Origin of the sequence: Desulfoscipio gibsoniae DSM 7213 (assembly GCF_000233715.2) — a bacterium.
GTDB lineage: Bacteria > Bacillota > Desulfotomaculia > Desulfotomaculales > Desulfallaceae > Sporotomaculum > Sporotomaculum gibsoniae.
Genome location: NC_021184.1, coordinates 3,124,869 through 3,143,404 on the forward strand (window position 1 = coordinate 3,124,869; position 18,536 = coordinate 3,143,404).

The 18,536-nt window shown below is 42.5% G+C and carries 26 protein-coding genes and 1 pseudogene; 7 read left to right on the forward strand and 20 right to left on the reverse strand.

The genetic code is table 11. From position 1 onward, the window contains the following. Window positions 1-52: 52 nt before the first annotated feature. From DESGI_RS14585 to DESGI_RS14610, 5 genes are all read right to left on the reverse strand, one after another. Window positions 53-358 (reverse strand): type II toxin-antitoxin system RelE/ParE family toxin, encoded by a 306-nt coding sequence (locus DESGI_RS14585; protein WP_006520695.1) that lies wholly within the window; start codon window positions 356-358, stop codon window positions 53-55. Continuing rightward, window positions 339-614, reverse strand: coding sequence for a type II toxin-antitoxin system Phd/YefM family antitoxin (locus DESGI_RS14590; protein ID WP_006520694.1), 276 nt, complete (start codon window positions 612-614; stop codon window positions 339-341). Before DESGI_RS14590 ends, DESGI_RS14585 begins: the two co-directional genes overlap by 20 nt. Before the next feature lie 213 nt (window positions 615-827). After that, window positions 828-1,451, reverse strand: coding sequence for a methyltransferase domain-containing protein (locus DESGI_RS14600; RefSeq protein WP_006520693.1), 624 nt, complete (start codon window positions 1,449-1,451; stop codon window positions 828-830). After that, complete coding sequence (locus tag DESGI_RS14605; protein ID WP_006520692.1) at window positions 1,451-2,677, reverse strand: M24 family metallopeptidase; 1,227 nt, start codon at window positions 2,675-2,677, stop codon at window positions 1,451-1,453. The genes DESGI_RS14600 and DESGI_RS14605 overlap by 1 nt, the downstream gene beginning before the upstream one ends. 58 nt (window positions 2,678-2,735) lie before the next feature. Continuing rightward, window positions 2,736-3,182: a DUF3795 domain-containing protein gene (locus DESGI_RS14610; RefSeq protein ID WP_006520691.1), complete on the reverse strand. Its 447-nt coding sequence runs from the start codon at window positions 3,180-3,182 to the stop codon at window positions 2,736-2,738. A gap of 701 nt (window positions 3,183-3,883) precedes the next feature. Here DESGI_RS14610 and DESGI_RS14615 point away from each other — a divergent pair. Further along, a complete protein-coding gene (locus tag DESGI_RS14615) occupies window positions 3,884-5,266 on the forward strand; it encodes a (Fe-S)-binding protein (RefSeq protein ID WP_006520690.1) in 1,383 nt (460 codons plus the stop codon). Between the two features lie 269 nt (window positions 5,267-5,535). Here the strand turns inward: DESGI_RS14615 and DESGI_RS24650 are convergent, their stop codons facing one another. The 4 genes from DESGI_RS24650 to DESGI_RS26470 all read right to left on the reverse strand — a co-directional run bounded on the left by DESGI_RS24650 (window position 5,536) and on the right by DESGI_RS26470 (window position 6,522). After that, on the reverse strand, window positions 5,536-5,712 hold the full coding sequence (locus DESGI_RS24650) for a hypothetical protein (protein ID WP_006520689.1): 177 nt from the start codon (window positions 5,710-5,712) through the stop codon (window positions 5,536-5,538). A 183-nt stretch (window positions 5,713-5,895) separates the two neighbouring features. After that, window positions 5,896-6,084, reverse strand: a complete 189-nt coding sequence (locus DESGI_RS23915) for a (Fe-S)-binding protein (RefSeq protein WP_006520688.1) — start codon at window positions 6,082-6,084, stop codon at window positions 5,896-5,898. A gap of 45 nt (window positions 6,085-6,129) precedes the next feature. Next, the gene (locus tag DESGI_RS14620; protein WP_006520687.1) at window positions 6,130-6,378 is read right to left on the reverse strand and encodes a hypothetical protein; all 249 of its coding nucleotides are present in this window, start codon (window positions 6,376-6,378) and stop codon (window positions 6,130-6,132) included. 18 nt (window positions 6,379-6,396) lie between these two features. Beyond that, window positions 6,397-6,522, reverse strand: coding sequence for a PEP-utilizing enzyme (locus DESGI_RS26470; protein WP_083940032.1), 126 nt, complete (start codon window positions 6,520-6,522; stop codon window positions 6,397-6,399). A gap of 243 nt (window positions 6,523-6,765) precedes the next feature. Here DESGI_RS26470 and DESGI_RS14630 point away from each other — a divergent pair, with 243 nt between their 5' ends. Together DESGI_RS14630 and DESGI_RS26475 are read left to right on the forward strand one after the other, a co-directional pair. After that, a complete protein-coding gene (locus tag DESGI_RS14630) occupies window positions 6,766-7,377 on the forward strand; it encodes a TetR/AcrR family transcriptional regulator (protein WP_006520686.1) in 612 nt (203 codons plus the stop codon). 133 nt (window positions 7,378-7,510) lie between these two features. Then, window positions 7,511-7,822, forward strand: a complete 312-nt coding sequence (locus tag DESGI_RS26475) for a PEP/pyruvate-binding domain-containing protein (protein ID WP_353740045.1) — start codon at window positions 7,511-7,513, stop codon at window positions 7,820-7,822. Here the strand turns inward: DESGI_RS26475 and DESGI_RS23925 are convergent. The 5 genes from DESGI_RS23925 to DESGI_RS14650 form a co-directional block, all read right to left on the reverse strand. Next, on the reverse strand, window positions 7,726-8,262 hold the full coding sequence (locus DESGI_RS23925; RefSeq protein ID WP_006520684.1) for a hypothetical protein: 537 nt from the start codon (window positions 8,260-8,262) through the stop codon (window positions 7,726-7,728). The genes DESGI_RS26475 and DESGI_RS23925 overlap by 97 nt on opposite strands. 188 nt (window positions 8,263-8,450) lie before the next feature. After that, a complete protein-coding gene (locus tag DESGI_RS14640) occupies window positions 8,451-9,011 on the reverse strand; it encodes a PIN domain-containing protein (protein ID WP_041284917.1) in 561 nt (186 codons plus the stop codon). Continuing rightward, window positions 8,980-9,138: a hypothetical protein gene (locus DESGI_RS24655; protein ID WP_006520681.1), complete on the reverse strand. Its 159-nt coding sequence runs from the start codon at window positions 9,136-9,138 to the stop codon at window positions 8,980-8,982. The genes DESGI_RS14640 and DESGI_RS24655 overlap by 32 nt, the downstream gene beginning before the upstream one ends. Window positions 9,139-9,366: 228 nt before the next feature. Beyond that, on the reverse strand, window positions 9,367-9,939 hold the full coding sequence (locus tag DESGI_RS14645) for a tyrosine-type recombinase/integrase (protein ID WP_083939868.1): 573 nt from the start codon (window positions 9,937-9,939) through the stop codon (window positions 9,367-9,369). A gap of 164 nt (window positions 9,940-10,103) precedes the next feature. Beyond that, complete coding sequence (locus tag DESGI_RS14650) at window positions 10,104-10,343, reverse strand: hypothetical protein (protein WP_006520679.1); 240 nt, start codon at window positions 10,341-10,343, stop codon at window positions 10,104-10,106. A gap of 655 nt (window positions 10,344-10,998) precedes the next feature. Between DESGI_RS14650 and DESGI_RS25745 the strand changes: the two genes are divergently transcribed. After that, window positions 10,999-11,403 carry a hypothetical protein gene (locus tag DESGI_RS25745; RefSeq protein ID WP_006520678.1) on the forward strand — a complete coding sequence of 135 codons (405 nt, stop codon included), beginning with the start codon at window positions 10,999-11,001 and terminating at the stop codon, window positions 11,401-11,403. Then, window positions 11,400-11,849 (forward strand): PEP-utilizing enzyme, encoded by a 450-nt coding sequence (locus DESGI_RS25750; RefSeq protein ID WP_006520677.1) that lies wholly within the window; start codon window positions 11,400-11,402, stop codon window positions 11,847-11,849. Before DESGI_RS25745 ends, DESGI_RS25750 begins: the two co-directional genes overlap by 4 nt. A 149-nt stretch (window positions 11,850-11,998) precedes the next feature. Here DESGI_RS25750 and DESGI_RS14665 read toward each other — a convergent pair whose 3' ends face one another. The 5 genes from DESGI_RS14665 to DESGI_RS14685 form a co-directional block, all read right to left on the reverse strand. After that, window positions 11,999-12,550, reverse strand: coding sequence for a Uma2 family endonuclease (locus tag DESGI_RS14665; RefSeq protein WP_006520676.1), 552 nt, complete (start codon window positions 12,548-12,550; stop codon window positions 11,999-12,001). 168 nt (window positions 12,551-12,718) lie between these two features. Continuing rightward, window positions 12,719-13,975, reverse strand: coding sequence for an NAD(P)/FAD-dependent oxidoreductase (locus tag DESGI_RS14670; RefSeq protein ID WP_006520675.1), 1,257 nt, complete (start codon window positions 13,973-13,975; stop codon window positions 12,719-12,721). After that, window positions 13,972-14,481, reverse strand: coding sequence for a 4Fe-4S dicluster domain-containing protein (locus DESGI_RS14675; RefSeq protein ID WP_006520674.1), 510 nt, complete (start codon window positions 14,479-14,481; stop codon window positions 13,972-13,974). Before DESGI_RS14675 ends, DESGI_RS14670 begins: the two co-directional genes overlap by 4 nt. A 12-nt stretch (window positions 14,482-14,493) precedes the next feature. Then, entirely contained in the window at window positions 14,494-16,365 is a 1,872-nt protein-coding gene (gene cooS, locus DESGI_RS14680) for an anaerobic carbon-monoxide dehydrogenase catalytic subunit (RefSeq protein ID WP_006520673.1), read from the reverse strand. Window positions 16,366-16,597: 232 nt separating this feature from the next. Next, window positions 16,598-17,005 carry an RrF2 family transcriptional regulator gene (locus DESGI_RS14685; RefSeq protein WP_006520672.1) on the reverse strand — a complete coding sequence of 136 codons (408 nt, stop codon included), beginning with the start codon at window positions 17,003-17,005 and terminating at the stop codon, window positions 16,598-16,600. Between the two features lie 451 nt (window positions 17,006-17,456). On the opposite strand from DESGI_RS14685, the gene DESGI_RS14690 reads away from it, so the two are divergent. After that, window positions 17,457-17,684: a type I restriction enzyme endonuclease domain-containing protein gene (locus DESGI_RS14690; RefSeq protein ID WP_281168128.1), complete on the forward strand. Its 228-nt coding sequence runs from the start codon at window positions 17,457-17,459 to the stop codon at window positions 17,682-17,684. A 50-nt stretch (window positions 17,685-17,734) separates the two neighbouring features. After that, window positions 17,735-17,986, forward strand: a pseudogene (locus tag DESGI_RS26480) (EamA family transporter); the annotation flags it as partial. A gap of 47 nt (window positions 17,987-18,033) precedes the next feature. On the opposite strand, the gene DESGI_RS24665 reads toward DESGI_RS26480, so the two are convergent. Next, on the reverse strand, window positions 18,034-18,426 hold the full coding sequence (locus DESGI_RS24665) for a hypothetical protein (protein WP_245561101.1): 393 nt from the start codon (window positions 18,424-18,426) through the stop codon (window positions 18,034-18,036). Window positions 18,427-18,536 lie beyond the last annotated feature (110 nt).

Genomic DNA, 18,536 nt, shown 5'->3' on the forward strand with positions numbered 1-18,536 from the left:
GCTCAGGTAGTTAAAATTATCCAACCCCTGATGCATTACAAGGGATGGCGAATTAAAGTAAAAACTTATAATCTCTTTTTCCGCTAATAATCCGCCTGATTTCAATCGTTTCGTTGTTTAGCAAAACATAAAACACCAAATAATTATCAACTATCAAAATACGATATCCTTGCCGGGTCAGCCTTCTATTTTTCGGTATCGCTCCGATTAGCGGAAAGTCCTCGAGCTGTAAAATGTTCTGTTCGATTTTATCCACCAGTTTAAGTGCGGCAGCAGAATTGTCGTTTGCGATATAATCAATAATTTCTGCCAGATCCTGCACTGCAGCTTCGGTGATATTAATTGGATACTTTGGCATGGATACGGCTCCTTAAATCTGCCATAGCATCGCGGAATAGGCGGCGCTTTCCAGCGCGGCTTTGTTCTTCGGCCTCGTCCAGCTTGTCATAAAGTTCTAATAGGGCTTGTTGCTCCTCAAAAAGCTGCTGGCTCATAATGACTAAATGACCGTTGCCATTCTTGGTAATAAAAACAGGCTTTTGTTCTTTGATGCAAATTTCCTCAATTTCTGGTGTTTTATTACGCAAATCTGACACAGGACGAATTATTGGCATATCGTTCACCTCATGAATAGCTTTTGTCATTATTGTATCATAATTTTGATACTTATAATAGGTACAAGAATCATGGAGATTTCCAGAGTATAGCTTCCGAAAGTAATAAATTCCTTATCCTGGCTGTTAAATATCGACATGAGCTGTTCAGGGAACGCCCTTATGATGATAAATCTCAATATGGTAGCCAGAATGTTTATTATGCTACAATAGTTAACTAACATCATTAGGCTTTCTTGCAATAATAGTTCTTACAACATGCTTATGAGGGATATTACTTGATTCGCAATCAAATATAAACTCATTAGAATAAAGCATTTCCCAATCTTTATAATAGCTTTGAAGTTCTTGTCTTTCATAGAGGTATTCATTTTTACCCCAATCCGGGGCAATCTCAACATCTGGATGTTCGACGAAGGTACACATTACATTTAACCCACCGGCTACTGTATTATTTTTTATGTTATCAAACTGATGTTTTCTAATTTCTGGTCTAATGTATTGTAAAGTTCCAATTGAATAAACAATATCAAATTTATCTGGTAAAACAAAATCATTTAAATCTGCTTCCATAATTTTAATAGAAGTATTGTTTTCTTTAGCTAGTTTAATTGCCTTTTCCAAACCAGCCGGTGCAATTTCAACGGCTAAAACATCGAAACCTTGTTTAGCAAAAAAAATACTGTCCCGACCTTCTCCTGCACCTAAATCAACCAATTTTTTATTTGTTTGGTTATCGGGTATAAACTCTAAAACTTTACTTACCAAATCATTAGGTTCTTTTCCCCAATAATACTCTGGTTTTAAATAAATTTCTTGCAACTGTTCTTTATCCATTATTTGCCTCCTGGAACCTCTGTTTTTAAAAGTATATCATCTAAAGTATCAATTACAAATAATTCCCTTTCGGTAACTGATAGAACCTCATGCCCGTTTTCTTTAATCAAAACCATATCTTCCAATTTAACCGCACCATATTCGGGATGTGTTAAATGAATTTCTATAGTAATTACAGAATTTTTTCTTAATTCAAAGTTTGATTTTGTGAATAATACGGGAGGCTCATTGGCATCTAATCCTATTCCGTGACCAATAAAATTACCCTTTCTTGGGTTTAACCCTAAAAAGTAATCATTAACCCCTAAGCGACAAGCACTATTATATGCTATATCAAATAAATCACTACATTTTACCCCTTCTTTTAGAGAAAAAAGGACATTATCCGATATTTCCCTGAGGCATGCAAATAACGACCTGACTTCCGGGGTAGGTTCTCCTAAAATATATGTACGTGTCTCATCACAATGATACCCGTGGTAACATGTAGGTATATCTACTATCACTATATCGCCTTTTTTAATTTTTCTTAAAGACGGCCCGGCAGGTATAGCAGGGCTAAGGCCTATACCGGTAATGGTATTGGAAAACCCGCTAACCTTAAAAAGGTTTTCACCGGAGGAAAGTGGACCACGACTTATGTAAAAATCAAAATTTCTCATAGATAAGACCCCTTCATGCCCGGCTTTTCTATGAGCATATTCTATTTCAGCGGCAAGTTCTAATTCTGTGATTCCTTCAGATAGCACGTCAAAAACTCTTAGGTGTCCGGTTTTCATTATGTTACAGGCAGATTTAATTAATTCAATTTCCTCTTCGTCCTTTGTCATCCTTTGTAATAATATCTCTTCAGAAATATTTACAGGTGTATAATCAATGAATATTTGACTGATCTTAAAAAATAATTCAGCAGGAATTATATCGGTTTCTAAACCTAATTTCCCCTTTTTTACACCTAATTCTCTTAATTTAGATAAAGCTTCTTTAAAACTACCAGACGAGATAACTTTGTTTGGGTCTATCCATATTTCACTTAACACAAAATCAAGTGCCCTTCGAACTATAAGATAATAATCATTTGGTGTAACTACTAGAATACAGGGTTGAGCAGTCCCACAATAGTAAAACACATCCCTTGAATGAATTAATAGGGCCACGTCAATTCCTAACTCGCGAAGTCTAATTTGGAATTTTTTTAACCTTACGGTTTTATCTACGGTTATCATATCTAAGTTCACCTTCTTTAAAGACTTTCTTATTTAGTAGCGTTCACTAATATGATCTCTAATATCTGGGTAGCTTAACCTGCTCGTAATAATATTCGATTACGCCAATTTCCTTCATGCGGTCATTTATATATCTCCAGCGATCTCTTAAACGGCCGGTAAACTGCTTTTCACAAGGATATTCATTGCATTGAAAGCAAAAATCAACGTTTTTTTCTTTATGGCATGTTTTGGCGGAACAAGTCGTTATCGGACATTGCACATTTTCACCTCTACATCCGCTACATGAGCCATTGGAAAAAGAGGTTAGAATTGCTTCAAACTGAGAGTAACCGTTAAAAATAGGTTGTTTTTCTGTTTTCATTTTTGCTACCGGCCTGAAATTGCCGAGTAATTGAATAAGCCGTGAACTTAATTGTTTGATTTCTCCGTGTTCATAATCAGCACATCTCATGCAATCAAGGCCACAAGGAGCAAGATGCTTCACTACATCATTATATTCCATTTTTAAACACCTCTTTTTATAAGAAAATAGAATCGCGCCGGTTGCTGGCTATTTTCATCCATAATTGCGTCGCCTCGCGGCATGGGAGTTTAGTAAAATTATATTTATTTATCTGAATATTCCCTATTTGAAACCGTTATTCCTGCTTCAAGTTAATATTTAATGTACATTACTCCACGTTAGTGCAACAAGTAGGCTGCTTTTATCCATTCACTTTTTACAAAAAGAGCATCTTCAATTGTATCTTCTATTGTATTACCAGTTCCAGTGCAATATTTTAAATCAGGAAATCAAAGGCTTTGCATTCATTAAGTCCGGCGAAACGCTGAATATAACTCTCCAGTCGCCGGCAAGAATTTTTGTGCTTTCATGGCCGGAACTGTGAGTAGAATCCCGAGAACCATTGATATCCATAATTATGGTTGAGGGAATTTCTCCAGATTTACCCTGATTGACAATCTACATCCATTCGGAAAGATGTCCAAAGAGGAGCATTTGGGTAAAAAAGCTCAAGATTTTTTTCTCTATTTAGGCTATTTTTTATACATGGGAATGATCTATGACCTTCTATAAAAACAACCTTGACAAGTTTAGCGTTAGGGACTTCCCGGCAGGTAACTTAAAATTTCATTTAAATTGCGGCCAGCAAAGCTGGTCTTGAAATTTCGACCAGTGATGCTGCCATGGAGGGGGTATAAATTATGCCAGTATATAAAGGAATGGTACAGCCGGTTCGGGCCACACCGGACGAACTGCGTAAGATCCATATTGAACCGGTACCAGATACTGAAAAACCACAAAAAGCACTGGAATTTCTGGATCAAATTCGCAAAAAGTTTCGTTCCTTTGTTATGGCGATGGAGTCCTGCACTAAGTGCGGCCAGTGTGCGGAAAACTGCCACACTTACCTGGGAACCCGGGATCCCAATAATATTCCCACTAACCGGGCCGAGCTAATCCGTAAAATTTACAGACGTTACTTTACCCTGGAGGGGCGCTGGTTTGGCAAGCTGGTAGGCGCCGAAGACATTAACCTGGATGTAATTGAACAATGGTATTCTTATTTCTACCAGTGCAGCCAGTGCCGCCGCTGCGCGCACGTTTGCCCCTTTGGCATAGATACCTGCGAAGTAACTTTTATCGGCCGCCAGTTGTTACACTGGCTGGGCATTACCCCCAAACTGCACGCTAGCGTTGGCGCAGCTATGGAAAGGGTCGGCAACCATACAAACTTTCCCAAACCCGGCATTGTTGACACCCTGGAATTTATGTCAGAGGAAATTATGGAAGAGTTTGGCGTGGAAGTAGATTTTCCGGTCGATAAGCCCGCATCCGACATCATGTATATCCCCTCGTCAGCGGACTTTATGCTAAACCACTATACTTTGATGGGCGCGGGCATGTACTTTAACTATATCGGCGCCAACTGGACTATTCCCAGTGCTGTCACCGAGGCCGGCAATTTTGGTCTCTTGTTTGACCAGTATTATACGCAGCGGCATAATGTTATGCGCCTGCTAAATGCGGCCCAGGAACTGGGTGTGAAAAAGATCGTCTGGGGTGAATGCGGTCACGGTTGGCGGGCGGCCAAGATGTACATCCCCTCCCTAGCTGACAGGCCGGTAAAATGGCCTATCATTCATATTCATGATGAGATTGCCGAAATGATCCGCAACAAAGAATTAAAACTTGACCCGGCCAAAAACTCAAAGCCCGTAACCCTGCACGACCCGTGCAATTACGTGCGCGCCTGCGGCTTGAACGAAAACATGCGTGTCATTATGCGCGCAGTGACCACCGACTTTAGGGAAATGACGCCCCATGGTATGGATAACTTTTGCTGTGGCGGTGGTTCTGGAATCCTGTTCGATGATCCGGAAATGTACCAGCGCCGAATACAACTTAGCCAGAAAAAAGCCGACCAGGTGCGGGCCACTGGTGTAGGCAAAGACGGTAATGGTATACTTTGTGCACCGTGTTCCATCTGTAAAGCTCAGCTTTATCCCATGGTGGAGGAGCATGAACTGGGTGTTGAAGTTAAAGGCTTGGTTGACCTTGTAGGGAGGGCTTTGGTTTGGAAATGATTTAATAATTAATTGAATGTGACGGCATAAAGGGACAATGCTATGGCGGCGGTTCAGGCAAGGGTTCAATTAGACCTGGTAAGAAGCATTTTCCTGTAGGCGGTTCTTTCTCATTGATGTCTTTGCGTCACAGAATCTTAGTCTGTGACGCACTATGTTAATTAAGCGAAAAGATAAAAACCACTACCAACCATTATATTATTTACCGTTTTACTTCGGTTTGGGTTATGGGCACAACTAAAAATAAATTTTGTTATTCTTCCCTCTTTTTAATCCTTTTTTTCTTTTATTAAACTATATGCTGAGAAAAAAACAACAATAGCAAAAAAACTAATATATGCCCAATCAGATTTTGTCCACTCAGAACTATATCTGGTGAAAAATACCCACAGCAACCACAAAGACCCTAAAATTACAATAATTTGGTTAATTTGTCTTGGTAACAAATAAATACCTCCTCTTCATGGATTTGTTTTCAAAGACATCGGTTTTTTTAGAATAAGCTACTGCTTCTTGTTAAAAAAGCATAGATTTATATTGATTTAAAGCTTGACTTTAATATGATTTCTTTTGATCCTACTCATTGTAGTTATAGTAAAATTATACCATAATTAACATGGCGATTCACTTCATTCCGAGTGAACATAACAAAGATATTGCTCAATAGCTTTGTCCTCCAGGTGAGGACAGTCTCTTAAACTTTTTTGACCATTAATTAATGCAGCAGCAAACGCCAAACATGTCAGTGTTTGACATGCCCCGCAATTTGTTTTCGGAAGCAATCTATAAATCTCTAAAGGGTTGGTTAATTGATTCACATTTTACCTCTTTTCATACTTAATACCTCTGAAATTTCTGGTAACCTAATTGTCAATCTCGTCATTTTCTTGTGGTATCTTTCTAATTTCTTCAATTATTTGTATAACTGTTAATCTGTCTGCTTCTGATGCATATACTGCTCCCCAACCTCTTTGTAGTTGAAAAATTCCATCATAGGCTAAGTCATGGTAGCATTCCAAATGATGAGCTATTTGTTGCTCATTTAAAGCAGCTTCAAGCAATTGCGCCTCAAACTCATTATTAAGAACTGCAATTCTTATATTTTTATCCACTTCATTCACCTCACCATGTTATAGTCCTTCCACCGAAACCGTGCCGGCCATTCCATCTACCGTTACAACTTGACCGTCGCTTAAAATCTGAGTAGCGTTACCGGTCGCGACTACTGCTGGGATACGGTACTCTCGTGCAATAATAGCCTAATAGCTTATTGAAACACCACCATATTGGATATATAGCTTATATAGCTAATTAATTATGAACATCATATGGTGGTAGGACGAAAATGTCAATACTTGTAAAGCTTCGGGAAACTAAAGAAACATTTCCCAACTCTTTTCTATTGGCATCCCCTTTTTTAGCCTTTACAAAAATAACCTGCTGTGTTATATATAAAGCATAGAACGCTATTCTATGCTTTATATATAAGGGGGATTTAAGTGCCATATCGTACACCCAAACACGTTCAGGAACAAAAAGAAGCCAAGAAACAGCATATTCTCGACCAGGCGTTACCACTATTTGCTCAAAAAGGTTACGAAAACACATCCATTCAGGATATCTGTAATGCGGCTGGTGTTTCAGTAGGCTCGCTTTACTTTTATTTTCCCAATAAAGAACTTATTTTTGAGGAAATTTTTAACCGCATTGCCCGGAGTTATTTTAATTGCCAGGAGGAAGCCGTACAGGGTGAAACCGACTTAAGACAAATTATATTTAAATCCATGCGTGCAGCGATAAATTGGTGGACAAATGCCAACCCCCATGAAGGTCAATTTATTTTAAACAACCGGCATTTATCCGACCTTCAACAAAAAAGGGATGAATTTTTACAAGCAATGGTGACTAGATTTAAGGTGCTGCTTGATGACGCTGTTAATAAAGGGCAGATTAAACCTTTAAACACTGAACTAGTTTCAGTTATGTATATTCACGGTAACTACCAGCTTATTAGGTATTGGAATTTAACCGGCCGAAAAACTTCTTCGGAAGAGTTAATTAATTTTTTAATTGAGCATAGTATCCGGGTTCTGGGGCTGGATATACAATGAAGCCATTGTGACAACCAAAATAAATAGAAATTAAGGGGGGACAGTTATGAACGACTTTATCAAGGCTTTTGGTGAATTAACCATGAAAGATATCCCTTTGGTAGGTGGAAAAGGGGCGAACCTTGGCGAGTTAATGCGGTCGGACTTCCCGGTTCCCCCGGTTTTTTGTATCACAGCGGAAGCATACCGTTATTTTACCACTAAAACGGGACTCACCCAACTGTACCGGTCAATATTTGATAGCGGTTCTGCCTATACGCAAAACGTTACCTTACAATCCAGCATAATAACAGAAAAGATCCTTGCCGAGAAAATTCCCCAAGAAATAACCGATGCCATTTGTAGCGCTTATGGCAATTTAGTTGGCCGGGGAACGCTTGTGGCCGTACGTTCCTCCGCTTTGGCGGTATCATCTTTAAGCAAATCATCTAATAAAACAAGTTGAGGGCGATGCTGCTTGAAGTGTATTCCACGAAGGGAACCATCAATCCCACGAATCATTATACAGGTATCAATTCCCCCCCTGCCCCTTATCCAGATTTCATTGTTATTCCAGCGGTTTCCTTTATAGATACCGAAATCTTCAATTAATAGCTGGTTATTTTCCAATTCATCCTTAATCATATCAAGGAAGGGGAGAGCTATCTGCTCGGTTGCCGATATGATTAGTGTAAACTGTGATTTATTATATATTGTTGAATACAGCGGAAATAAAAAAGAGTTGATGGTGCTTTTACCGTGTTCTCTCGGCAATCCAAAAGCCTCAATCGACCCTTTGTTATCAAGCATGTATTTTAATTCTTCAAATAACTCTTTGTGAAATTCACCAAACTTCCGATCAAAATATTTCGGGAAGTAACAAAGAGCAAAAAATTCTATGTCCATCTCACCAAACAACCTGCGAAGCTTGAAAATGAAAACTCCCCGACAAGTTCTTCTATCTTGGCCGGGGAGAAGTATTTGTTCATGTATTGCAATAGCAGAAGGTTTTGGCGGTGATGGTGTTGATTTATTGTTTGCATTTAGGCTCCTTTCTATAATGGTAGTTATTGCCACGCAATCGTTTAGTTTAATTAATAAGTTTTATGAACTGGTGTTGTGTAATACAAGTTTTGAATGTCTTCTAATTTATCGGCGTTATCAATCATGTTATTAACTAGTTTGTTATCAACAGTCAAAAAGCTTATTCCATAAACATTAGCAAGTGTTGCGTTTATTGCATCTGCTGCCCCTAGTTCCTTATATAGTTTCAACTGTTGCAGGGAACTTTCCTTATTAGAATCGAGTATAATAAGAATATCATTATCAATAAGCTTTTGAAGTGCATCTATTGAATTTCTTTCTATTACGTCAATTTCATCTTTAGTAATACTAAAATCAGGGTGTTTGATTCCATACCACTCCAAAGGCTTTCCATTACTTATCAGATTTGTCAATTCATTTTGAATACATGGGTTGATATATAAAAATAAAGTATCATCATTATTGAAAACAAAGTTTTCAAATAAATTAGATACTGTTTCATGCCAAGAATCGTATTCATTTAGCAACGCAAGAAGAACTCCCGTATCAACTAAAATATCTTCACTTTTTTGAAACCCGCTAAAATTTACATTGAAATCCACTTTTACCATATTTCCATTCATCCCTAACCTTATTTAAATCAATTTTAGGTGATGATGCTGACCCAACTAAGCTTTTAAACAAATTCTTTTTCTCTTTTGTTAAACCTATTATGTTTGACTTATTTATTTTAGTCATTCCATCATCCCTCCTTCTTTGCCAATTAAATTATAACACATGAACCCTAAACAAGAACAGTTCTTTGTAGTGTTGCAGCCGTTTTCTGAAATTTTTCATATTATTATAATAGATTTTCTCCGTAAAAATGTCAAAAAAATTTTCACACCATCAGTTGCCGGGGTAATTTTTCATAAATAGAAGCACCCCTCCCATTGGGAAAGGTGCATTAAAAAAGAGTGATTTTGCTTACCACTCTAAGGCTTCCAGGGCATCTACTTTGTCCTGCTCGGTTGTGACGGTATAAAGGTTAGTGGTCATAATGCTATCGTGGCCGAGAATCTGCTGAATCGTTGTAATTGCTGTGTTTTTGGATTTAACAAGCCTATATCCTAGTGTATGCCTAACGCGGTGCGGCGTTACCTCAACCATTACCCTTTGACCATATTTTTTAAGGATTAAGTTAATCGCATTTCGTTTTAGGGCTCCACGCTGTCCTATTAATAGGAAGTCAGTGTCACTTTCTGGCCTAACCGCAAGGTATTCTTTAATTGCTTTCCGAACATCCTTATTAAGTGGAAGCTTCCTATTTATATTTCCTTTACCGATAACCCTTAGAGAGCCTTTACGTTCGGATATTTCTATATTCTGAAGCCTTAAACCGCAAAGCTCGCTTACCCGAAGCCCTGTTCCAAGCAATACTTCTATAATACAAATATGAAGTGGATTGCAGTTTCGGTGAATCTCTGCCCGAAGTTTTCTTAAATCCTTATCATCTAAGCCCTTATATTGCCGAGCATCCCGATTTTTTACTGCTTTTATATTGTGTTGATTCCACTTAGATTTGACGGTTAAATCCGATGAAAAGTGTCGGTACTATAATGCTATTTTCATCATGGATTTGTTTAGCGCATCGGGACTATAACAGTGGTCAATCCAAAAACAAAATGCCAGCCTCCAATAAGAGCAGCTGGCTTAAATACACATTACAAACCCTGCAAATAATTCCTCCTTAAAATATCGGCCCTCGCCTCGTCCAATTTTTCCTGAAAAACCCTGGCAAACCAAGCTGTTCTATTACGCTGGGGCGGATACATTTTATGTTTATCAGCCACCTTGCAAATCGCCTCAATAATTTCATTTTTACCGCACCCTGCCTGGTCAGCTAACTTTAATGCCAGCGGTAATAAGTCAATGAAACCAGTTGTGCTAAAATAATCTTTCAACCCCCTCTCAATAAAGTTTGATTTTGCAAATAATTCGGGAGGCTCATTGGCATCTAATCCTATTCCGTGACCAATAAAAATATTGCACGTTACCCCAAGCCACTTCCGAAAAGAGAAATTATATACTCCTTAGCTTTATTTTGATATTTTCACTTTCTATGCTAGGATTATGATCCTGATGATTTTGATTTAATAGTAGTATTTTCTTTATTGTGTATTTCAAGAAATTTTTCTATAATCTGGTTGTGATCACCTATCATTTTCTTTAATTCCCTTTTGCGTTTATTTCTTGCTGAAATAATTTCTTTAAGACTAATATTCCCCCGGATAACTCTTGGCAAATTACACTACATAGAAATCTATTATCCGCCAGGTGGTTATTAATGGTTGATGCGGCCAGCTTTTGATCCTTAAGTGATGACTGCCAGGTACAATATCAAGCTTGAGACATGCTGAAATACGTTCATGGCCGTATAGCTCATAAAAATAATCCCTAAACCTACGAAGGTGGAGGGTGATTTTTTTTGTCACAGCTTCTGACCGGATCCCTTTGATTGCCATTTGAAAATATTTTTCCATCCAGGCACTAAGGCTGCGCTGTTGAGCCGGATGAATACCGCTTTAACTACTGGCTCGGGATAATGAAGAAGACCTGATGGAATACGGGCATCGTGGTATATATGAATTGGATGTCATAAATCCTCGCTGGCGGGAAGACCCTTCCTACCTCCTGAATATAATCAGGAGCACCATTGACACCGCTGACATCGGAAGGTTAAGAGCCCGGCAGAAAGAAAAAACGGATGGAGCCTGGCGGGAAGTTAACCGGAAGTTTCCCTTTTACCGGCGAACGTTGATTAAATACTGGTTAAAACAAGCCCTGAAGAGTACGGAACTAAGGGAAATGACCAAGTCTGTGCTGGTTAAGTTTTTTGAGCCCCAGCGCATGGTGTTCCAGGAGGTTGGCCGCCGGTTTGTTGTAAGAGGCATACTTGAAGAACAAGGCGACATATATCACTGTACCTGGACTGAACTAGATTCCATTTTGAGGGGGAATTGAGACGGCAGGGGGTTGGCTGCCTTGGTGACCGGGCGGAAGGCAAAAATGAAAGAAATGGAAGCTCTTTCCCCCCCGATTTGATTATCGACGATGTGCCCAAGTTCATGGAGTCTGTTACCGCAGGTACGAGCAATGTTTTGGCGGGTATGGGCGTGGCCGCGGGCAGTGCTTCCGGTTCAGCCAGGCTGATTTATCACCCCGATGAAGGTGGCAAGCTGCAGGGTGGTGAAGTTTTGGTGGCTCCATCAACCGACCCTGCCTGGACACCTCTGTTTTTAAGGGCCTCTGCCATAGTGATGGAAACGGGAGGATTTATATCCCACGGAGCTATTGTGGCAAGGGAATACGGTATTCCAGCGGTGGTGAACGTTCCGGGCGTCATGAAGATAATAAAAGGTGGTCATTTAATTACTGTAGATGGTGATGCTGGAAAGATATATCTATAATTTTACTTTCTTACGCCACGAGGCGATAGTTCCGTAAAACAAGTTTTCAAGGGGAAGCAGATTTAAGAAAAGTACTAGGCTCATAAATTATGCCAGTCCCCTTTTAACACGGGGATGATATCTTTAAGCAGCAACCGGCTTGATCAATTTTATGCAAATACATCTTTTAACGCCAGCATCAAATCACCGAAAATACCGGGTTCAATGTACCCGTTCACATATGTTTTAGGTACCCCGTACTCGTTGCCGCATAATTTATAAACCATAACCTCTTGCTGCTTATAATTTACAATCCAATATTCCTTCACACCGTATTTCTCATAGATATGTAACTTTTTTACATAGTCCATGGACGGCCTTGATGGTGATACGATTTCCACTATCAGGCCCGGGGCACCAAGACAATATTTTTCTTTAAGTTTGGACTTATCACATACAACAAAAATATCGGGCTGTACAATGGTGGAGGTATCCTCTATATCTTTTTCACCTTCAGACAACAATACATCGCACGGTGCACTGATAACCTCGCACCCGTTACCTTTCAAGCGATCCGCAAGAATTAGCAGTATATTGCGCAAAACCAATTGGTGCCGTACAGTAGGTGCTGGGGTCATTGCAAACAGTTCACCATTTATTATCTCGCAGCTACAATCACCAGGTAATTGTAAATACTCTTTATAAGTATATCGCATCGTCATTTGACTGGCCGTGGCATTTACCCACCCCCCTTTTGAATATTTTACCACAATAACGTTTTTTCAAATATACATTCATTCCGCTAATGCGGCATAGCAAAAAGGATGAAATCAAAAGAAATAACGGCCCCCTGTAAAGAGCCGTTATTTCTAAATCGGTTATAAAACCAACTATTTAAAATAAAATTCCCCATTCTCCTTTTGGGCAAAGAAATCAGCGTAACTAAGCTCAAATATCCGATGCTCCAACCCGGATATGTCTATGCCGTTTTTAATTAGCGCCCCAAAAAGGCCGGCTCCGCTGATATCCCCCTGCAAGATGGCGCCTTTAATACGCCCGTCCTGTAATAACACCTTTTTATAACCGGCAGTTCCCTGGTCATCCACTAGTTCCCGGAAACTTTCGTCAGGCGGGTTTATTGTTCCAAATGATACCGATGGCAAACCGAAAAAGGTCATGGAATTTTGAAAGGCAAAATTACCCTTCAGGCGAACGGGTTTGCCGGCCATATTGCTGCCGGCTACCCAACCCTGCCGGACCGCCGCCGGCCAGATGGGCGTAGGCATTATCCTGCCGGTAAACGACTCCAGGGATTCGCAAACGTCTCCCGCCGCGTATATCCCGGCCACTGAGGTTTGCTGGCGGTCGTTTACCTTAATCCCCCGGCCTGTTTCTACCGGTGTATCCTTTAGAAAATCAATGTTGGGCTTGACCCCGGCGGCCACCACCACCATACCGCAAGGCACCGTCCTGCCGCTTTTAAGCTTCAATCCCTGGACGTTATCTTGTTCGTCCAGCATTACCGAGGCAACCATGTCGTTAAATATAAATTCCATATTATGCTCCCGGCATAACTGTTCATAACTTCTGGCCGCCCTTATATCCAACTGCAGAAGCAGAATATGCCCCGCCACTTCCACCACCGTTACCTTTACCCCCCGTTCGGCCAGGGCATAAGCGGCGTCCATGCCTACCAACCCGGCACCGATAACAGCCGCGGTGGCGGTCCCGCCGGACAACCGGGTAATATCCCGGGCGTCCTCCAGGTTACGCAGCGCCCGTACCTGCTTGCCGCGGCCCAGGTTTTCCACCGGCGGCATCACAGAGGAGGCCCCGGTGGCAATGAGCAGCTGGTCATACCGGTGGACTGCTCCATCCGAGAGTTGTACTTCCTTTGAAACAACATCCATTGTAACCGCCTCCCGGCCGGGCAGCCAGCGGATATTGTTTTGTTTAAAAAAATCATCCTCCACGAAACGGGTTTCGGCCTCGGACCTCTGCCCGCTGATGATATGGTGCAGCATACAGCGGGAATAGATACGCTCATCCTTACTAATGACGGTAATCTTACCACCGGCATCCAGCCGGCGAATCGCCCTGGCGGCGCTGATACCGGCGGCGCTGGCCCCTAAAATCAAGTATTTCATCGCATACCCACCTCGCTTTCAGGGGTTTGTTCCTGAGGGATGACTTCTTTCAACCCGCCCTGACTATCCAGTTCAATCAGGGTTATGGCACCGCTGGGGCAGGCCTGTACACAGCGGGGCACAGGCCTGGTGGCACAAAAATCACACTTAACCGTTGTTTTGCCCGCCCGTTTATCCGGGCGAATAATCCCATAAGGGCAGGACATCACGCACATCCAGCACCCGGCACATCTAACCGGGTCATGCTCCACGATACCTGTTTGCGGGTCCTTGCGCAACGCCCCGGACATGCAGGCGGTAGCGCAGGCCGGGTCATCACAGTGCCGGCACAACAGGGGCACCGGCCGGCCATCAACACCTGCTTCAACGAAATTCCGGGCTTGGTTGGCCGGGTCTTCCAGGTCCAGGGTTAACACCGATTTAGCTTCGGTATGCTCTGCCATACAGGCCAGCTGGCAGTTCCGGCAGCCCTGACACAGTTCCCTATTAATCAGTATCCGTCTCATTGCTCATCCCCCCTATAACCCCAGGGCTTTTCTTTTTTGTTCAATGATTTCCGCCAGCTTCTCGGCTGCCGGTACAATTTCTCCCTCCAGAATCACCCTACCGCCGGTGAGCTGTTCCATATCCTCAGTCAACACACGGCTCACCAGTTTACTCCCGGTTACAAAGGGCGGTATGGCCAGATGCAGGGGTAAACCCAGGGCCAGCCCGAAGGCTCCATCAGCCAGGGCCTGCTCCTCCAACCACTGGGGTGCGGACAGCACCAGGGGTAATTGGGGGATGTCAATTTTTAACGCCCGGGCCAGTTCAGTGGCCACTATTTCCAGGCGGCCAATGGCCAAGCAGGGTCCGAAGTTCAATACCGGGGGAATACCCAGCTTTCGGCATACTCCCTTCAGTCCCTCACCCGCCATCTCCGCGGCAGCCGGGGACATCAGGCCGCAGTTTTCCAAACCGCCGCTGGTGCAGCCCGCGGAAAGGACGATAATATCACGTTTAATCAGTTCCTTGGTCAGCTCCACGGTAAATACATCATGCCCCTTGGCAGTAAGATTGGAGCAGCCCACCACGGCGGCAACCCCTTTAATGGTACCAGCGACTATTAAATCTATCAGGGGCTTAAAGGTACCGCCCAGGAATTTCTGCAGTGATTTTTCACTGACGCCGGTAAGCGCGTCATCGTAACCATGGACCGGCACATCCACCTCCACCTTACCCCGCCGGTTATTATAGCTATCCAAAGCGGCCTGCATAACCTTTTGGGCCAGCGCATCGCCCGCCTGAATATCAAACCCGATATATTCGGCGTTGGCCTTTTTAGCCACATCATCCAGGCATAACTGCCTCACCATAAACTGTTCGCAGAGCGGTTCCAGCCCGGGCACGGTACAATTAAATTCGGAAACCAGCAGGTCAATACCCCCGGTGGCCAGCAACGCCTCGCTGGTAAAATTGTTTCCGGCATGGCCGGCAAAAACATTGGCGCAATGTGCCCCCCGCAGCTGCAAGTCCTGGCCTACGCAGGTGCATCCGACAATTTTAAATCCCCTGGCCCCGGCCTGCTCGGCTATGGCGGAAGCACCGGGAGCGGCTAAACGCTCCTGCAAAACTCCAATTAAAGAGTGCTGGTGGCCGGTAACCATAATATTAATATAGTCCGGATCGACTACGGAAAAGCCCACTTTAGCTATCCTGATTTCCGGTGCACCCAGCATTATATCATTTAGATAGTTAGTTAGGGTCAAACCGTATAAGCCGGTAGCAATACCCAGCTTCAGGGCGTGCAGCAGCATATCTACGGGGTCGCTGGACAGGTTGGTGCTGGTTTTTACAATGGCATCGAAAACTTCGGACTTAGCACCGCCGGGAATGATACCCAACTCTCTCCAGCGCTTCAGCCTGGGTTTATAAGCCAGATTACCAACCTGGGTCATCTCCCGGCCCCTGGGCCGGTACAGGTCTTCCAACACCAGATTAGCAACCGCAACAGCCTGACTGGCCGGGTCACTTTCCTCAACCCCCATCAGTTCGGCCAGTTCATTCAATAGTTCCGGTTCCTTAATCGTTAGCCCGGTGCTTCCAAGGCCAACCGCTTTAAGGTTGGAAGCAGCGTTCTCCACTATATGCAAGTAACAGGCCGCCCCGGCAGCCACCGCCCGCAAGAAGTTGCGGGCCACAATGGTATCAGCGCTGGCCCCGCAGACACCTTTGGGGCTTTGCGGGGTAATACGGCAGGGACCGTTGGAACACAACCGGCAGCATACCCCCTGCATGCCGAACCCGCATTTGATCGCCTGGTCGGGTACGCGGTGGAATGAAGTCTTCACACCGGTCTTACTACGCATAAAGTCAATTAGCTTAACGTCCGCTGAATCACACATTTTCATTACATACAACCTCCTACATTGATATACTATACTTAATTTGTATACTTTTAGATAAGCATATTTAGATGCTATTAAGCATGTTAAGTTGCTAAAGTTGGCAAATCATGTTTACTGTAAATATTACTTAATAGCTGCTAAAGTATACTATTATAGTACACTTACGGGCATTAAATAAATCAGGCACACATCCCCTATACTTTTGCCCGGTACGGGTGGCCAGTTCGTTTCCAAGTTATCGCTTGCTTAGAGTATCAAAGTCATAGCGCTCCAATTCCCGGTTGATGGTCTGTTGAATTGAATAAAGGGCTTTATGAATGGAACATTTAGCGGTATTTCGCTTATTGCACTCCTCGGGAGCAATTAAACACCTGTTAATGCGCACCGGTCCCTCCACCGCTTCAACAACGTCCTTCAGGGTAATTTCCCCCGGCACTTTAGCCAGCGCATAGCCACCGCCAACTCCCCGGTAGGATTCAACAATCCCGGCTTGGGTTAACAGGCGGAGTATCTTGAGCATGAAGCGTATGGGGATTTTCTCGTTTTCGGCTATAACCCTGGCCTCTATCACCTGCCCTTTAGGTAAACTGGACAAATATAAAACCGCCCGGAAAGCATAGTCTGTTGCTTGGTTTAGCCTCATTTACTATTACCTCATAGCTAAAGTGTACATATTTAGTATACTTTTTAAATACTATAACCTTCCTGAAAGCAAATGTCAAGTAGTTTTGAAATTTTTTCTACGGAATCCCGCAGTAAATTTATAGCATAATCCACAAAGCAAGGCTGCTTGCACCCTGCTTTGTGGATTATTGAATCCCTTGGCTTAAGAGGTATAAGATTGCTGCTTTTATTCCAATATACTTATCCAGGGGAAGATTTATGGGCAGCAGGACTGCTTGTACGGAACGTCAAATTATACTAATGAGCAGCGGAAAGGAATAATCTTATTGATGATTGGCATGCTGCTGCTTATCACCGCTGTGTCCGGCTGTGGTGGCAACTCCGGACCAGCTGAGCAAAATCATCTGTTTAATGACCTTGGCCCTTGGCGAAGGCATTAACGGGAAGAAATAGGATAAAATAAGAACCTGATCCAAAGCAAAGCTTTAGTGGAGATGCTTGAAAACTCAATTAAAAATTACTACAACAAGATCTTAACAGCGACCGAAGTTATTGAAGAATTGATTACACTCAATAAAGATATTCAAAAAATGGACAAAGAGCCTCAGGAAATGGGTTTGTCAGAATATGAATATGCTTTTTATACAACTTCCAGGCAAAGCTCAATGGCCTCTTTGATCCGCAGTGTAAAGCTATGACTAATTTTTTACTCTACCTGGCAACTGTTATTATTTGAGGTACAACTTGGTTGGCAATAAATTTACAATTAAGTCAAGTGGAACCGGTTTTATCTGTTAGTTATAGGTTTGGTTTGGCAGCAATTGTCTTTATTTTATTTTGCCTAATCCGCAAGATATCTCTACGCTTATCAATGAAAAAGCATTTTATCATAGCCTTACAAGGTGTTTTATTATATGGTTTTAGTTATTACTTAAACTACATTGCTAGTCAATATATTGTTAGTGGATTGGTTGCTGTAATTTTCTCTACCATTATGATAATGAATATATTGAATCTTCCTTTTCTTGGGTCAAAATGCAAGGTGGCTTACTTGTTTTGGTGGTGTTTTAGGTCTTGTCGGAATCTGCATGATTTTTTGGCAATTTCATCACAAATGGACAGACCAATTCCGCTGCCCGCTGACGATGTTCCCTTGTATACGTTCCTGACGACCTCGTGTATTACGGTGAGGGATGTTATAAAGCAAACTGCTCCCACCACCTGGTCACCGGATTTAAGGGGATAGGCTACAGACATGGCCGGTTCGCCGGTATCAGGCAGGTTGCCCTGCCAATGGCCCAATTCTCCCTTCCGGGCTCTTTGAATATCGTCAAAAGTTAGTTTTTCCACAGCCGGTGCTCCCTGAGAGTCGGCCAGCACCATTCCCCCGGCGTTTATAATTTGCACCTGTGCCGCAGTGGTTGAGGAAAAACTCTCCAAGAGAGACCCGGCTTCCCTTCCCAGATCTTGATCGGACAAATAACGGCTGTAAAAACTGCCTGCCACCTCTGCTTGTTTTTTTAGAACATCCTGCACATTATCGTAATAAC

Coding starts and splice junctions, on each gene's coding strand:
- DESGI_RS14585 (WP_006520695.1), bottom strand. CDS start 358: ATGCCAAAGTATCCAATTAATATCACCGAAGCTGCAGTGCAGGATCTG.
- DESGI_RS14590 (WP_006520694.1), bottom strand. CDS start 614: ATGCCAATAATTCGTCCTGTGTCAGATTTGCGTAATAAAACACCAGAA.
- DESGI_RS14600 (WP_006520693.1), bottom strand. CDS start 1,451: ATGGATAAAGAACAGTTGCAAGAAATTTATTTAAAACCAGAGTATTAT.
- DESGI_RS14605 (WP_006520692.1), bottom strand. CDS start 2,677: ATGATAACCGTAGATAAAACCGTAAGGTTAAAAAAATTCCAAATTAGA.
- DESGI_RS14610 (WP_006520691.1), bottom strand. CDS start 3,182: ATGGAATATAATGATGTAGTGAAGCATCTTGCTCCTTGTGGCCTTGAT.
- DESGI_RS14615 (WP_006520690.1), top strand. CDS start 3,884: ATGCCAGTATATAAAGGAATGGTACAGCCGGTTCGGGCCACACCGGAC.
- DESGI_RS26475 (WP_353740045.1), top strand. CDS start 7,511: ATGCGGTCGGACTTCCCGGTTCCCCCGGTTTTTTGTATCACAGCGGAA.
- DESGI_RS23925 (WP_006520684.1), bottom strand. CDS start 8,262: ATGGACATAGAATTTTTTGCTCTTTGTTACTTCCCGAAATATTTTGAT.
- DESGI_RS14640 (WP_041284917.1), bottom strand. CDS start 9,011: ATGGTAAAAGTGGATTTCAATGTAAATTTTAGCGGGTTTCAAAAAAGT.
- DESGI_RS24655 (WP_006520681.1), bottom strand. CDS start 9,138: ATGACTAAAATAAATAAGTCAAACATAATAGGTTTAACAAAAGAGAAA.
- DESGI_RS25745 (WP_006520678.1), top strand. CDS start 10,999: ATGGAATACGGGCATCGTGGTATATATGAATTGGATGTCATAAATCCT.
- DESGI_RS14665 (WP_006520676.1), bottom strand. CDS start 12,550: ATGACGATGCGATATACTTATAAAGAGTATTTACAATTACCTGGTGAT.
- DESGI_RS14670 (WP_006520675.1), bottom strand. CDS start 13,975: ATGAAATACTTGATTTTAGGGGCCAGCGCCGCCGGTATCAGCGCCGCC.
- DESGI_RS14675 (WP_006520674.1), bottom strand. CDS start 14,481: ATGAGACGGATACTGATTAATAGGGAACTGTGTCAGGGCTGCCGGAAC.
- cooS (WP_006520673.1), bottom strand. CDS start 16,365: ATGAAAATGTGTGATTCAGCGGACGTTAAGCTAATTGACTTTATGCGT.
- DESGI_RS14685 (WP_006520672.1), bottom strand. CDS start 17,005: ATGAGGCTAAACCAAGCAACAGACTATGCTTTCCGGGCGGTTTTATAT.